This is a genomic window from Streptomyces sp. NBC_01006 (genome assembly GCF_045162725.1).
Classification (GTDB): domain Bacteria; phylum Actinomycetota; class Actinomycetes; order Streptomycetales; family Streptomycetaceae; genus Streptomyces.
In genome coordinates, this window is record NZ_CP108700.1 from 6,296,379 (window position 1) to 6,310,662 (window position 14,284).

General features: G+C 70.7%; 11 protein-coding genes. 7 read left to right on the forward strand and 4 right to left on the reverse strand.

Annotated features, from left to right (window positions below):
• The first annotated feature begins 116 nt into the window (after positions 1-116).
• From OG509_RS28715 to OG509_RS28740, 6 genes are all read left to right on the forward strand, one after another.
• Positions 117-1,319, forward strand: coding sequence for an ROK family transcriptional regulator (locus OG509_RS28715; RefSeq protein WP_030154513.1), 1,203 nt, complete (start codon positions 117-119; stop codon positions 1,317-1,319).
• Between the two features lie 117 nt (positions 1,320-1,436).
• Positions 1,437-2,552, forward strand: coding sequence for a substrate-binding domain-containing protein (locus OG509_RS28720; RefSeq protein ID WP_403737880.1), 1,116 nt, complete (start codon positions 1,437-1,439; stop codon positions 2,550-2,552).
• 228 nt (positions 2,553-2,780) lie between these two features.
• Complete coding sequence (locus tag OG509_RS28725; RefSeq protein ID WP_053691510.1) at positions 2,781-3,569, forward strand: ATP-binding cassette domain-containing protein; 789 nt, start codon at positions 2,781-2,783, stop codon at positions 3,567-3,569.
• Between the two features lie 29 nt (positions 3,570-3,598).
• The gene (locus tag OG509_RS28730) at positions 3,599-4,858 is read left to right on the forward strand and encodes a sugar ABC transporter permease (protein ID WP_406187709.1); all 1,260 of its coding nucleotides are present in this window, start codon (positions 3,599-3,601) and stop codon (positions 4,856-4,858) included.
• Positions 4,859-5,099: 241 nt separating this feature from the next.
• A complete protein-coding gene (dxs, locus tag OG509_RS28735) occupies positions 5,100-7,016 on the forward strand; it encodes a 1-deoxy-D-xylulose-5-phosphate synthase (RefSeq protein ID WP_406185431.1) in 1,917 nt (638 codons plus the stop codon).
• Between the two features lie 111 nt (positions 7,017-7,127).
• Positions 7,128-8,624, forward strand: coding sequence for an amino acid permease (locus OG509_RS28740; protein ID WP_406185433.1), 1,497 nt, complete (start codon positions 7,128-7,130; stop codon positions 8,622-8,624).
• Between the two features lie 66 nt (positions 8,625-8,690).
• Here OG509_RS28740 and OG509_RS28745 read toward each other — a convergent pair whose 3' ends face one another.
• Positions 8,691-9,755, reverse strand: coding sequence for an LCP family protein (locus OG509_RS28745; RefSeq protein WP_406185434.1), 1,065 nt, complete (start codon positions 9,753-9,755; stop codon positions 8,691-8,693).
• 125 nt (positions 9,756-9,880) lie between these two features.
• Between OG509_RS28745 and OG509_RS28750 the strand changes: the two genes are divergently transcribed.
• Positions 9,881-11,026 carry a hypothetical protein gene (locus OG509_RS28750; RefSeq protein ID WP_406185435.1) on the forward strand — a complete coding sequence of 382 codons (1,146 nt, stop codon included), beginning with the start codon at positions 9,881-9,883 and terminating at the stop codon, positions 11,024-11,026.
• Between the two features lie 16 nt (positions 11,027-11,042).
• On the opposite strand, the gene OG509_RS28755 is transcribed toward OG509_RS28750, so the two are convergent.
• The 3 genes from OG509_RS28755 to OG509_RS28765 are packed head-to-tail and all read right to left on the reverse strand — an operon-like array spanning position 11,043 to position 14,282.
• On the reverse strand, positions 11,043-12,644 hold the full coding sequence (locus OG509_RS28755) for a glycosyltransferase family 2 protein (protein WP_406185437.1): 1,602 nt from the start codon (positions 12,642-12,644) through the stop codon (positions 11,043-11,045).
• A gap of 16 nt (positions 12,645-12,660) precedes the next feature.
• The gene (locus OG509_RS28760) at positions 12,661-13,461 is read right to left on the reverse strand and encodes an Ig-like domain-containing protein (RefSeq protein WP_406185438.1); all 801 of its coding nucleotides are present in this window, start codon (positions 13,459-13,461) and stop codon (positions 12,661-12,663) included.
• Positions 13,458-14,282 carry a rhamnogalacturonan acetylesterase gene (locus tag OG509_RS28765; protein ID WP_406185439.1) on the reverse strand — a complete coding sequence of 275 codons (825 nt, stop codon included), beginning with the start codon at positions 14,280-14,282 and terminating at the stop codon, positions 13,458-13,460. Before OG509_RS28765 ends, OG509_RS28760 begins: the two co-directional genes overlap by 4 nt.
• Between the last annotated feature and the right edge of the window lie 2 nt (positions 14,283-14,284).

Consider the following 14,284-nt stretch of genomic DNA (forward strand, 5'->3'; position numbering starts at 1 on the left):
GGCTCGACTTAAGGTTCACAAGTTGGAGAGACGCCGGGGTCTCGGAGCACCAAGCCGCGACCGCCGGCTCGGGGGGCGACGGTCAACCGTCGCTAATGGGCAGGAGTGGATGAGTCGTGCAGACTCCCGGATCGCAGTCTTCACTGCACCGCGCGAATCTCGAACGGGTCGTGCGGGCGGTGCGGCTCGCGGGTTCGCTGACCCAGGCGGAGATCGCCCGGTCCACCGGACTGTCGGCGGCCACGGTCTCCAACATCGTCCGCGAGCTCAAGGACGGTGGGACCGTCGAGGTCACGGACACCTCGGCCGGCGGCCGGCGGGCGCGCAGCGTCTCGCTCAGCGGTGACGCGGGCATCGTGATCGGCGTGGACTTCGGCCACACCCACCTGCGGGTGGCCGTCGGCAACCTCGCCCACCAGGTCCTGGCCGAGGAATCCGCCCCGCTGGACGTGGACGCCTCCTGGGCGGACGGCTTCGACCGGGCGGAAGCCCTGGTCGGAGAGCTGATCGCGGGCATCGGGGTGGGCCTGGAGAAGGTCATCGGCGTCGGGCTCGGCGTCCCCGGCCCCATCGACGTGGAGTCCGGGACCCTGGGCTCCACCGCGATCCTGCCGGGCTGGGCCGGGATCAACCCGCGCCAGGAGCTCTCGCAACGCCTCGGCGTGCCCGTGTACGTGGACAACGATGCCAACCTCGGAGCGCTCGGGGAGCTGGTGTGGGGGAGCGGCCGGGGGGTCAAGGACCTCGCGTACATCAAGGTCGCGAGCGGTGTCGGCGCCGGCCTCGTGATCAACGGTCAGATCTACCGGGGGCCCGGCGGCACCGCCGGCGAGATCGGGCACATCACCCTGGACGAGTCCGGGCCGGTCTGCCGCTGCGGCAACCGCGGCTGCCTGGAGACCTTCGCGGCGGCCCGGTACGTCCTGCCGCTGCTGCAGAGCACGCACGGGCCCGAGCTCACCATGGAGCGGGTGGTCGAACTGGCCCGGGAGGGCGACCCCGGCTGCCGCCGGGTGATCGCCGACGTGGGCCGCCATGTGGGTAGTGGTGTCGCGAACCTGTGCAACGTCCTCAATCCGAGCCGCGTGGTGCTCGGTGGTTCGCTGGCGGAGGCCGGTGAACTGATCCTGGCCCCCATACGTGAGTCCGTGGGGAGGTACGCGATCCCCAGTGCGGCACGCCAACTGTCCGTGCTCACCGGGTCGTTGGGCGGCCGGGCCGAGGTGCTGGGCGCACTGGCCCTGGTGCTGAGCGAGATGGGCGATTCGACCCTTCTGGCCGGTTCGCCGACCCTCAAGCTCTTGCCTTCAGTTAGATAACGGATGGCACCGTTGTCATCTCGTTAAGGATTCACTCCTTGACGGCAAACTGCGGCCGAGGTTGACTCACGTCCACCTCGGCCGCAACGTTGCGGCCTCGTCAGGGAGGTTCAGGAAATGAACACGCGTATGCGCAGAGCCGCCGTTGCCGTAGCCGCCACCGCCATGGCCGCTTCCCTTGCCGCCTGTGGCAGCGCCAAGGAGGCCGGCGAGAAGCCGAAGGAGTCCGGCTCCGCCGCCGCGGGTGGCGCGATCAAGATCGGTCTGCTCCTGCCGGAGAACCAGACCGCGCGTTACGAGAAGTTCGACAAGCCGCTCTTCGAGAAGAAGGTCGCCGAACTCACCGGCGGCAAGGCCGAGGTGGTCTACGCCAACGCCAAGCAGGACGCGACCACGCAGAACTCCCAGGTCGACACCATGATCACCAACAAGGTGAAGGTCCTGGTCGTCGACGCGGTGGACTCCAAGGCCATCGCCGGCTCGGTCAAGAAGGCCAAGGAGGCGGGCATCCCCGTCGTGGCCTACGACCGCCTCGCCGAGGGTCCGATCGACGCGTACACCTCCTTCGACAACGAAGAGGTCGGCAAGGTCCAGGGCAAGGCCCTGCTGGAGGCCCTGGGCGACAAGGCCGGCTCCGGCGAGATCGTCATGATGAACGGTTCGGTCACCGACCCGAACGCCGCCCTCTTCAAGAAGGGTGCGCACTCCGTCCTCGATGGCAAGGTGACCATCGGCAAGGAGTACGACACCAAGGAGTGGAAGCCGGAGAACGCCAACACCAACATGGCGGGTGCGATCTCCGCGATCGGCAAGGACAAGATCGTCGGCGTCTACTCCGCCAATGACGGCATGGCCGGCGGCATCATCACCGCCCTCAAGGCGGCCGGCATGAACCCGCTGCCCCCGGTCACCGGCCAGGACGCGGAACTCGCCGGCGTGCAGCGCATCGTCGCGGGCGAGCAGTTCATGAGCGTCTACAAGCCGTACGCCCCCGAGGCCGAGGCCGCCGCGAAGATGGCCGTCGCCCTCGCCAAGGGCGAGAAGCTGGACGGTGTCACCACCTCCACCGTCGACAGCCCCACCACCAAGGGCGTCCCCTCGGTCCTGGTCCCCGTCGTCTCGCTGACGAAGAGCAACATCAAGGACACTGTCATCAAGGACGGTGTCTACACGGCCGACGAGATCTGCACCGACAAGTACGCGGCCGCCTGCGCCACCCTCGGCCTGAAGTAGGCCCCCCGGGCCTGACCCAGGTCCTCCGGGCCTGACCCAGGCCCCGTCGTCCCCCCGACCGGAGGCCCGCCCCCGCGGCCTTCGGTCCACCGGGACCCCCGCGCCTGCCCGGCGCCCCGCCCCTTCTTTCCCCGCCACCCGCGGGGCGCCGGGCAGAAACGATTCCCCCACCCCACCCCGCTCCTGCACTTACTGCACGACATCCCCGCCGGTCAGGCGGCGAAGGAGATGGTTCATGTGTCCGCTGCGCCCGTGCTGGCGTTGCGAGGGGTCTCGAAGCGATTCGGTGCCGTCCAGGCGCTCACCGATGTAGAGCTCGAGATCCATTCCGGCGAGGTGGTCGCCCTGGTCGGCGACAACGGCGCCGGCAAGTCCACGCTCGTCAAGACGATCGCCGGCGTCCACCCCATCGATGACGGAGTCATCGAGTGGGAAGGCAAGCCGGTCTCGATCAGCAAGCCCCATGACGCCCAGAACCTGGGCATCGCGACGGTCTACCAGGACCTCGCGCTGTGCGACAACATCGATGTCGTCGGCAACCTGTTCCTGGGCCGCGAGCTCAAGCGCCGCGGTGTCCTGGACGAGGTGGAGATGGAGCGCCGCGCCCGCGAGCTCCTGACCACCCTGTCCATCCGGATCCCCAGTGTCCGCATCCCCATCGCCTCGCTCTCCGGCGGTCAGCGCCAGACCGTGGCGATCGCCCGTTCGATGCTCGGCGAGCCCAAGCTGGTCATCCTCGACGAGCCCACGGCGGCCCTCGGCGTCGAGCAGACCGCACAGGTCCTCGACCTGGTGGAGCGGCTGCGCGAGCGCGGCCACGCCGTCATCCTCATCAGCCACAACATGGCCGATGTGAAGGCCGTCGCCGACAAGGTGGCGGTCCTGCGGCTGGGCCGCAACAACGGCGTCTTCAACGTCAAGGACACGTCGCAGGAAGAGATCATCTCCGCCATCACGGGTGCCACGGACAACGCCGTGACCCGTCGTGCGGCCCGTACCGGGGAGGCTCAGAAGTGAGCACCGAACACCACACCTCGGCGGAAGAGGTGGCCCAGCTGGCCAACCCCGCCGCCCCGGCGGACGCCATTCCCGCGGTGGACCCGCGCCTGCTCGTGCGCGAGCAGGGCCTGTCCGGCTACCTGAGCGAGTTCGGCCGCAAGATGAAGGCCGGCGACCTGGGCTCCGTCCCGGTCGTCATCGGCCTGGTCATCATCTGGGCCATCTTCCAGGGGCTGAACTCGAACTTCCTGTCCCCGGAGAACCTCACCAACATCGCGATCACGATGGTCGCCACCGGCATGATGGCCGTGGGCATCATCTTCGTGCTCCTGCTCGGCGAGATCGACCTTTCGGTCGGCTCCGTCAGCGGTGTTTCGGGCGCGATCTTCGCCGTCCTGGCCGTGACCCACGGGGTCAACCAGTGGGTGGCGATCCTGGCCGCGGTCGCCGGCGGCGCCCTGATCGGCTCGATCCACGGCTTCTTCTTCGCCAGGATCGGCGCACCGGCCTTCGCGGTCACCCTGTCGGGCCTGCTCTTCTGGTCCGGCGCCATGCTGCAGATCCTCGGCAGCAACGGCACGATCAACATCGACCCCGACGGTCCGGTGGGCCAGCTCACCACGTACTTCTTCACGGACGTGGCGGCCGGCTACGGCCTCGCCGCGGTCGCGGTGATCGGGTACTTCCTGGCCAGCTTCTTCGACAACCGCCGCCGCGAGGCCGCGGGGGTCCCGTCCCGCCCGATGAGCGAGATCGCCCTGCGCACGGGCCTGCTGGCCCTGTTCACCTTCGGTCCCGCCGCGGTGTTCAACCAGTACAAGGGCCTTCCGCTCGCGGTGGTGCTCTTCGTGCTGGTCCTGGTCGGCACGGACTTCCTCCTGCGCCGTACCTCGTTCGGCCGCAACGTCTTCGCGCTCGGCGGCAGCGTCGAGGCCTCCCGGCGCGCGGGCATCAACGTCACCGGGATCCGCATCGCGGTCTTCGCCATCGCGGGCACCTTCGCCGCAATCGGCGGGCTCTTCTGGGCCTCCAAGATCGCGGCGGCCAACCAGAGCGCCGGCGCCGGCGACCTGCTGATGAACGTGATCGCGGCGGCCGTGATCGGCGGCACCAGCCTCTTCGGCGGCCGGGGCCGCACCTGGAACGCCCTCCTCGGTGTCATGGTCATCACCTCGATCCAGTACGGTCTGGCTCTCCAGGGCATCGCCACCCCGATCCAGTACATGATCACCGGTGCGGTGCTGCTGGCCACCGTGGTGATCGACTCGGTCACCCGCAAGACCCAGAAGACGGCCGGACGCGCCTGACACCGCGCCCGATGCGGTAAGAACGGTCACAGTGCCCGGTGCCACTTCGTGTGGCGCCGGGCACCCGTGCGTACATATGTGCGTGCGACTGTGCGGGTATACGCCCGTTTGGGATGTGTGACCTCGCGGTCGCGTGTACATGTATGACAAAGGTGTGACCCGCCAGGGACCGCCCGATGACTGCCGCCGCGAGCGGAACATTAGACTCGACAGACCAGCAAGCAACTGCAAGGAGGCACGGGTGCTGCTGACCCGCATCAAGGGACCGCGCGATCTGGACCGGCTCAGCCAGGAGGAGCTCGACCAGCTCGCCGCCGAGATCAGGTCCTTCCTCGTCGACGCCGTCTCCAAGACCGGCGGGCACCTCGGCCCCAACCTCGGGGTGGTCGAACTGACGATCGCCCTGCACCGGGTCTTCGACTCGCCCAAGGACAAGGTCCTCTTCGACACCGGCCACCAGGCCTACGTCCACAAGCTGCTCACGGGCCGCCAGGACTTCGCCGGCCTGCGCACCAAGAACGGCCTGTCGGGCTACCCCTCGCGCGCCGAGTCCGACCACGACGTGATCGAGAACTCGCACGCCTCCACCGTGCTCGGCTGGGCCGACGGTCTGGCCAAGGCCAACGAGGTGCTGGGCCGCGAGGACCACCACGTCGCCGCCGTCATCGGCGACGGCGCGCTGACCGGCGGCATGGCCTGGGAGGCGCTGAACAACATCGCCGCCGCCAAGGACCGCCCGCTGGTCATCGTCGTCAACGACAACGAGCGCTCGTACGGCCCCACCATCGGCGGCCTCGCGAACCACCTGGCCACCCTGCGCACCACGGACGGCTACGAGCGCTTCCTGGCCCGCGGCAAGGAGCTCCTGGAGCGCACCCCGGTCGTCGGGAAGCCGCTCTTCGAGACCCTGCACGGCGCCAAGAAGGGTCTCAAGGACTTCATCGCCCCGCAGGGCATGTTCGAGGACCTGGGCCTGAAGTACATCGGCCCCATCGACGGCCACGACATCGAGGCCCTGGAGTCCGCCCTGACGCGTGCCAAGCGCTTCAGCGGCCCGGTCATCGTGCACTGCCTCACCCAGAAGGGCCGCGGCTACACCCCGGCCCTGGAGCACGAGGCGGACCGCTTCCACGCGGTCGGCGTGATCCACCCGGACACCGGCCTGCCCGTCAAGACCGCGGCCGCCAGCTGGACCTCCGTCTTCGCCGACGAGATGGTCAAGCTCGGCCACGAGCGCGCGGACATCGTCGGCATCACCGCCGCCATGCTCCACCCGGTCGGCCTCAACAAGTTCGCCGAGGCCTTCCCGGACCGGATCTACGACGTGGGCATCGCCGAGCAGCACGGCGCCACTTCGGCGGCCGGCCTCGCCACCGGCGGGGTCCACCCGGTCTTCGCGGTGTACGCGACCTTCCTCAACCGCGCCTTCGACCAGGTCCTGATGGACGTCGCCCTGCACAAGTGCGGGGTCACCTTCGTCCTGGACCGCGCCGGTGTCACCGGCGACGACGGCGCCTCCCACAACGGCATGTGGGACATGTCGATCCTCCAGGTCGTCCCCGGCCTGCGCCTCGCCGCACCGCGCGACGCCGAGCAGCTGCGCGCCCAGCTCCGCGAGGCCGTCGAGGTCAAGGACGCCCCGACCGTCGTGCGCTACTCAAAGGGCGTCGTCGGCCCGGCCGTCCCGGCCGTCGGCCGGATCGGCGGCATGGACGTACTGCGCGCCCCGGCCCCCGAGGTCACCCGTCCGGACGTACTGCTCGTCTCGGTCGGCGCGCTCGCCCCGATGTGCCTGGAGATCGCCGACCTGCTCGACAAGCAGGGCATCTCCACGACCGTCGTCGACCCCCGCTGGGTCAAGCCCGTGGACGAGGCCCTGGCCCCGCTCGCGGACCGGCACCGCGTGGTCGTCACCGTCGAGGACAACGGCCGCACCGGCGGTGTGGGCTCCGCCGTGGCGCAGGCGCTGCGCGACGCGGGCGTTGACGTACCGCTGCGCGATTTCGGTATCCCGCAGCGCTTCCTCGACCACGCCCTGCGCAAGGAGATCATGGCCGAGATCGGCCTGACCGCCCCGGACATCGCCCGCCAGGTCACCGGTCTGGTGGCGAAGCTGGACGGGCGCTACGACAGCGAGCCGGCCGCCGCGGTCGACTAGTCGACTGTTCGACCTAAACGCGCGGTTGCACGTCACGGGCCGGGAGATCACCCTGGGAGGGTGGGCCTCCCGGCCCGTTCGTGTGCGTCGTCACCTGTCGGAGGTGCGTCGGTGAGCAAGGACCTGAACAGCGTCTTCCGCACCAAGACGGTCGAGCAGTCCATCCGCGACACGGAGGAGCCGGAACACGCGCTCCGCAAGTCGCTCTCCGCCTGGGACCTGACGGTTTTCGGTGTCGGCGTCATCATCGGCACCGGCATCTTCGTCCTCACGGGCATCGCGGCCCGGAACAACGCCGGGCCCGCCACCTCCCTGGCCTTCGTCGCGGCGGGCATCGTCTGCGCACTCGCGGCCCTCTGCTACGCCGAATTCGCGTCCACCGTGCCGGTGGCCGGATCGGCGTACACCTTCTCGTACGCCTCGATCGGTGAGCTGCCCGCCTGGATCATCGGCTGGGACCTGGTGCTGGAGTTCGCGCTCGGCACGGCGGTCGTGGCGGTCGGCTGGTCCGGGTACGTGCGTCACCTGATGCACACCAACCTGGGCTGGGACCTGCCAACGGCGCTGGCAGGACCGGACGCGGGAGGCAGCTTCGACCTGCTGGCCTTCCTGCTGGTCCTGGTGCTGACCGCGATCCTGGTCGTCGGGACGAAGCTCTCGGCGCGGATCACCGCGGTCGTGGTCGCCATCAAGGTCTTCGTGGTCCTGCTGGTCATCGTCGCGGGCCTGTTCTTCATCAAGGCCGACAACTACTCGCCGTTCATCCCTCCGGCCCAGCCGCAGGAGGCAGGCAACGGCCTGCACGCGCCACTGGTCCAGCTGATGTTCGGGTACGCGCCCACCAACTTCGGTGTCATGGGCATCTTCACCGCGGCCTCCCTCATCTTCTTCGCGTTCATCGGCTTCGACGTCGTGGCCACCGCCGCCGAGGAGACCAAGAACCCCCAGCGGGACATGCCGCGCGGCATCCTCGGCTCGCTGCTGATCTGCACCGTGCTCTACGTCGCCGTGACGCTGGTGGTCACCGGCATGCAGAAGTACTCGGAGATGTCACCGACGGCGCCACTGGCCGAAGCCTTCAAGTCGGTGAACCAGCCCTTCTTCTCCGGCGCCATCAGTCTCGGCGCGGCCGTCGGCCTGATCACCGTGTGCATGATCCTGCTGCTCGGCCAGACCCGCGTGTTCTTCGCGATGAGCCGTGACGGACTGCTGCCGCGCGTCTTCTCCGTCACCCACCCCAAGTACCGCACCCCCTACCGGGCGACCCTGCTGCTCGGCGGGATCATCGCCATCGTCGCGGGCTTCACCAGCCTGGAGAAGCTCGCGGAACTGGTCAACATCGGCACCCTGTTCGCCTTCGTGCTCGTCGCCCTCGGCGTGATCATCCTGCGCAAGACCCGCCCCGACCTGCACCGGGCCTTCCGCACCCCCTGGGTGCCGGTGATCCCGATCATCTCGATCGCGGCCTCGCTCTGGCTGATGCTCAACCTGCCGGCCGAGACCTGGATCCGATTCGGCGTCTGGATGGCGATCGGCATCGTCGTCTACTTCGCCTACGGACGCTCGCACAGCCGCCTCGGCAAGGTCGGCGCCGAAGCGGAGTTCTAGCGGTGGAACGACGGAAGCCGGCCGTACGGGTCACCCGTACGGCCGGCTTCCGCGTGCGCGGGCCCGTCAGCCCTTGGCGGGGGAGTCCTTGGCCTCCGCCGGGATCTTCCGGTCGGCGCGCAGGGCCTCCCACAACAGGTCCGCCTGCGGCTGCGCCACGATCACGCGGTTCGGGTCCACCTTGTCGTAGGCGACCGGGAGCATGATCGTCTCCATGGTGTCCGGGTCCACGCCCTTCATGCTCTGCGCGAAATCGGCCAGGGAGGTGAGGGAGGCCAGGTCGGAGTCGGTGGTCAGCGACTTGGTGCCGGCGTCGGCCAGCTTGTAGAGCCGGGCCGGGTTGCCGAGCGCGTCCTGCTTCTTGATCTCCGACAGCATCGCCATCATGAACTGCTGCTGGAGGCCTATGCGCCCGAGGTCGCTGCCGTCGCCGTAGCCGTAGCGGGTACGGACGAACTTGAGCGAGTCGGCGCCGTTCAGCCGGTGCGTGCCCGCGTCGAGCTTGAGCCCGCCCTTGGCCCCGCTCATCGGCTTGTCCAGGGTGACGGTGACCCCGCCGAGGGCGTCCACCAGGCCCTTGAACCCGGCGAAGTCGACCTCGACGAAGTGGTCCACGCGGATCCCGGACATCTGCTCCACGGTCTTGACCACGCAGGCCGGACCGGCCAGCGAGTAGACCGAGTTGAACATGACCCGGTTCGCCGCCTTGACGGTCTTGCCGTCGGCGTCCTTGCATTCGGGCCGGCTGATCAGGGTGTCGCGCGGGATGCTCACCGCGGTGGCCTTGGACCGGCCCTCGGGTATGTGCACCAGCATGGCGGTGTCCGAGCGGGCGCCGCTCACGTCGCCGTGGTCGAGGTCCGCGTTGGCCCCGGCGCGCGAGTCGGAGCCCAGTACGAGGACGTTCTGCGCGCCCGCGACGACCTTCTTCGGGCGGTTGTCACCGATGGCCTGGTCGAGGTCGACGCTGTCGATGTTGCCGTTCAGGTGGCTGTACGCCCACCAGCCCGTGCCACCGGCGGCGAGGATGAGCAGGGCCACCGTCAGCAGCACGATCCGCAGGGCACGCCCGCCGCCGCGCCGCCGCCTGCGCCGGGAGGAAGGAGAGCTGGCAGAGGGCAGGTCGGTCATTGAGGCAGGGCCCTTCTATTATCGATGGGGTGCATCATAAGACACACTTTCGAGTGGCTGGTTCTTTCCGGTGAAGAGCCGGGCCGGTTGAGCAGGACATTCTCGGCAGAAGGGTGAAGAGCGGCGTGGTCCGAGGCAAAAGCGGAAGCCGGGGCGCCACTTCCGTCCGCGCGGCGCAGGACGCACCCCCGGGCGGACCAGGTCCCCGCCGGTCCTCGCCACCGGCCGGAAACTGGCTGTTCAAAGGGAGCGACGGCCGTCTGACGGCCTACGCCTGCACCCCGCACGGCCTGGTGCGCTGGACCGAGGCCGCGGCGCCCCGCACCGGCTGGACCGGCCCGGACGCGTTCGAGGTCGAGGGCTGGACGGGTACCGCCGCGATGGCGCAGAGCCGCGAGGGGTACGTGCACTTCGTCGCCCTGCGGGCCGCCCAGGACGGCTCGGGGCGGCCGGAAATCATCGTCTCCACCCAGTTCCAGCCGGGCCGCCCCATGACCGAGTGGCACAGCCTCGGCACCCCCGGGCTGCGCGGCGGCCCCACCGACGACCGGCTCGCCGGCCCGCCGCGCATCGCCGTCAACCAGCGCTCCGGATCCACGCACGTCCTCGTCTCGATGCGCCACGGCGGCGTCCTGCGCCGCAGCCGCAACGCGGAGGGCGCGTGGGGCGGTTGGAAGCAGGTGGCCCCGGAGCCGTACGGGAGCGGGGTGACCCCGCTGATGCCCGCCGGCGGGCAGCTGGAGATGCTCGTCCTCGGGCCGGCCGGCGCGGACCGGTGGTCGGGAATCGGCCAGGGCCGCTTCGCGCTCGCGGACCGCATCCCCACCCCGGTCGTCCCCGGCACCCCCGCCGTCTGCGAGACGGGCCCGCGCCGGGTGACGTACTTCTGGCGCTACCCGGGCGACGGCTCGCTCGTCGCCTGGCGGGCCGCCCGACAGGGCGTCCAGGGCGGCCTGATGGGCCTCGGCGGCGCGGGCGGCCGCGGAGCCCCGGGCGTCGTACGGGCCGACCTCGGCGGCTACGACTGCACGGTTCTCGCGCAGACCGGCGCGGAGGGCGACATCGAAGTCACCGCCTACGTCACCGAGAACGAGGCCTACGGCACCTGGTGGGCCTCCCTCGGCGGGCACGGTGCGTACGCCCCCCAGGTGGCCGTGGACGCGGCGGGCCGCCTCGTCGTGGCCGCCTTCGACGCGGACGGCGCACTGATCTGCACCCGCCAGGACACCACCCAGCAGGGGCTCGTGTTCGGCCCCTGGGAGGCCGCCTGAGGCCTGGCGCCCGGCCTCAGGCCTGCCGCGGCAGCGGCGTGCGCCGGGACACCTCGATGCTGAGGCCGCCGGACTCCGTGTAGTACGGGGTGGCCGCCAGCTCCATGCCCCGCGCATCGGGCGCCGACCCGATCGGCACCGGCATCCGGGCGGTCGTGTCCAGATCGGCGGAGCGCTTCGGCCCGAGCCGCACCTCCTGCGTCACGCCCTCGAAGCCGACCGCGAGGTACAGGTCCCAGGTGCCGGGCTCCAGCGGCCAGCCGCCGGAGGTCTGCGCCAGGTTGACCCGGGCCGAGAACCGGCCCATGGCCCGGGGCTTGCCCTTGGCATTGGTCAGAGTGTCGTCCCGGCGGGCCGTCACCGCGTAGCTCTCCTGCACGCCGCTCGTCCGCTCCCGCAGCACCACCCGGGTGGTGCGGTCCTTCGTCGACAACTGTTCGTAGAACGCGAAGCCGTCCAGCGTCAGCATCGGTCCCTCCCACCGGGCCTTCTGAAGCTGGTGGGTGACCGTCATATCGCCCGTGATGTCGAACAGCTCGTCCGGCAGGGACACCTGCGGGTCGCGGAAGAAGGGCAGCGTCGTGAACACCCGCCCGTCCTCCACCGTCTTGCGCACCGCCGGCCGGTCCTTGTCCGCCTCGAAGGCGGCCATCCGCTGCGCCTCGGCGAAGCGGCCCTGCGCCAGCAGGGCGAACCGTACGGCCACCATGCGCGGCAGCAGCGCCAGCGCGCCGGGGGAGGCCTGGGTCCGCAGCACCTCGGCCGCGGCCCACAGCGCCTGGTCCCGCTCCGCCGGGTCGGTGGCGGACAGCAGCGCGGCCGCGGTCGCCTTGCCGAGCTCCACCTCCAGGTGCCGTGACTGGAGCCTGTCCCGGCGCGGCCCCTCGGGCAGCTGCGAGGCGACCAGCGCCAGCATGCGGGAGGCCAGGGCGACCCGGTCCGGCAGCGTCGCCCGCCCCGCCGGCGAGGGGCCCTTGACCACGCAGGGCGCGTCGCCGACGACCGAGACGTTGTCCGCCCCGATGAGGGCGCGGGCCGTGAAGGCCTGGTCGTCGCCGACCAGCATGTCGGTGGGGAACGCCAGCCCGCGGCGCTGCAGCAGGCTGGTGCGGAACAGCTTGTCCGGGGTCAGCGACCAGTAGACGCGCGAGGCGTACAGATCGGTGTAGGCCTGGTTCTTGCGGAACATCGAGGTCTCGACCGTGTGCCGGCCGGAGCTCTCCAGCTTGCCCAGTACGACGTCGGCCTCGTAGGCGTCGGCCGCCGAGACCATCCGCTCCAGCGCGTCGGGCGCCAGCCGGTCGGTGGCGTCCAGGAAGATGACGTACCGTCCGCGCACCTGGCTCAGCGCCCAGTTGCGGGCCCCGGCCGCGCTCAGCCCCGGCGAGACCTGCCCCGCGCGGACGAAGGCGGGGTACTGGTGGGCCGCCCGCGCCAGCACGGACCCGCTCTCGTCCGTCGACCCGTCGTCGACGCCGATGACCTCCAGCCGGTCCGTGCCGATGGACTGCACGAGGACGGAGGCCAGGCAGGCGTCGAGCGCGGCGGCCTGGTTGTATACCCGGACGGCGACCGTCACGTCCTTGACGTCGGTGGCCCCGACGACGGCGGTGTTCATGATGGGGGGATCCTCGTCAGTTCTGCGGAGCGGCGCGGCGGGGCCACGGCATCTCCCCGGTGAGTTCGGGCCATTGCCAAGGGCGCGGCGTGCTGTCCGCCGGATGCTGCGGGAAGGCGCCCGGGATGTGCTCCAAGGAGCCCACGAAGACGTTCACGTGCGAGGTCAGCTGCCCGGCCGCGGCGGCGCCCACCGTGTACTCGAACCGGTCGTAGCCGGTGAAACCGGGGGCGGGCGCGTACGTGACCCAGCCGTCCGGCGAGAGCTGCGCCCTGCCTCCCCGCGGCTGCGTCACGGAGACGGCGGTGCTGCCCGCCGGGGCCGCCGAGAGCACGTTGACCGTGCCCGGCGCTCCCGGTGCGGTCATGAGCCGCAGCCCGCGCGCGGTGGCCGGCCGCAGTGGCAGGGGCTCGGCGGCGAGCTTCCCCGTACGCACGAGCTTGCGGCCCGAGGCGTCCGGGATGCCCACGGCCATCCGGGCCCGGATGCTGCGCGCCGTGGCCGAGTCACCGACGCGCAGGTGCAGCACCCCCGTCGTCTGCTCCCCGGCGTCCGCGCGGGCCCGGAACCAGCGCTGGCGGGGGAAGTACTCCAGCCCCTGCACGCCGACGATCTCGCCGACGGCGGTCAGCGGCTCCTCCGGCAGGTACGCGCAACCGCGCGAGGCGCCCTGATCGGGCGCCACGGACAGGCCGAACTGGACGGTCTCGCCCGGGGACACGCCCCGTCGCGGGTCGGCCGAGGTGTACAGGGCCGCGTACACGGTGCCCAGTGACGGGGTGTCGCCGACGGCCTGTCCGCGGAGGAGGAGGTTCACGCGCCGGACTCCTTGCGTGCGGGGGGCTCGGAGACCCGGGACTTCGTACGGTGCGAGAACGTCTCCTCGTCCAGCCAGCCCATCTCCTCGTAGGAGAACCGGCGGCGGTCGAGGTCGCGGACCCACGGGTAGGGGACGACGGCCTGCTCGGCGAGGCTGCGCGCGACGAACCGGGCGCACTCGATCGCGCCCTCCGCGCGCAGGTGCACGTTGTCCCCGTCCTGGACCTTCTCCAGCAGCGGCTCACCGGGCCGGAGATGGGTGAAGACGAGCTTGGACGACTCCGGCCCGAGCTCCTCCCACCACTGCAGGCTCTGGCCGTACAGGTCGACGACGGGTACGTGCTCGTCCTCGGCCAGCTGCCGGGCCGCGAGCGGGTAGTCGCCCAGCGAACGGGCTGCGTTGCCGTGCCCGTCCATGCGGCGTCGCTCGTGCGGCAGCACGATCACCGGGTGGGCCTGGCGCTCGCGCGCGCCGTGGACGTACGCGGCCATGTGCTCCTGATAGGTGGAGAACGGCTCGGTGTGCAGACCCGGGTCCGTCTTCCCCTCTTCCTGGCCGAACGCGACGAGCAGGTGGTCACCAGGCTCCAGGCGGTCCAGGACCCACTGGAGTCGCCCGTCCTCGCGGAAGCTCTTCGAGCTCGCCCGGGCGCGGGCACAGTTGACGACCTCGACCGCATCGGTGAGGAAGAGGGGCAGGGCCTGGGCCCAGCCCGCCATCGGCAGGTAGCTGTACGGCCGGGTGACCGCCACGGAGTCGCCGGCCACGAAGATCCTTCGCGGCGCCGGCGGCTGCTGCTGTCCGGGTGCGTACGTCACGC

Bases quoted from the DNA above. Each gene is read 5' to 3' on its own strand.
- OG509_RS28720 (WP_403737880.1), top strand. From the start codon at position 1,437: ATGAACACGCGTATGCGCAGAGCCGCCGTTGCCGTAGCCGCCACCGCC.
- OG509_RS28725 (WP_053691510.1), top strand. From the start codon at position 2,781: ATGGTTCATGTGTCCGCTGCGCCCGTGCTGGCGTTGCGAGGGGTCTCG.
- OG509_RS28745 (WP_406185434.1), bottom strand. From the start codon at position 9,755: ATGACCGACCTGCCCTCTGCCAGCTCTCCTTCCTCCCGGCGCAGGCGG.
- OG509_RS28755 (WP_406185437.1), bottom strand. From the start codon at position 12,644: ATGAACACCGCCGTCGTCGGGGCCACCGACGTCAAGGACGTGACGGTC.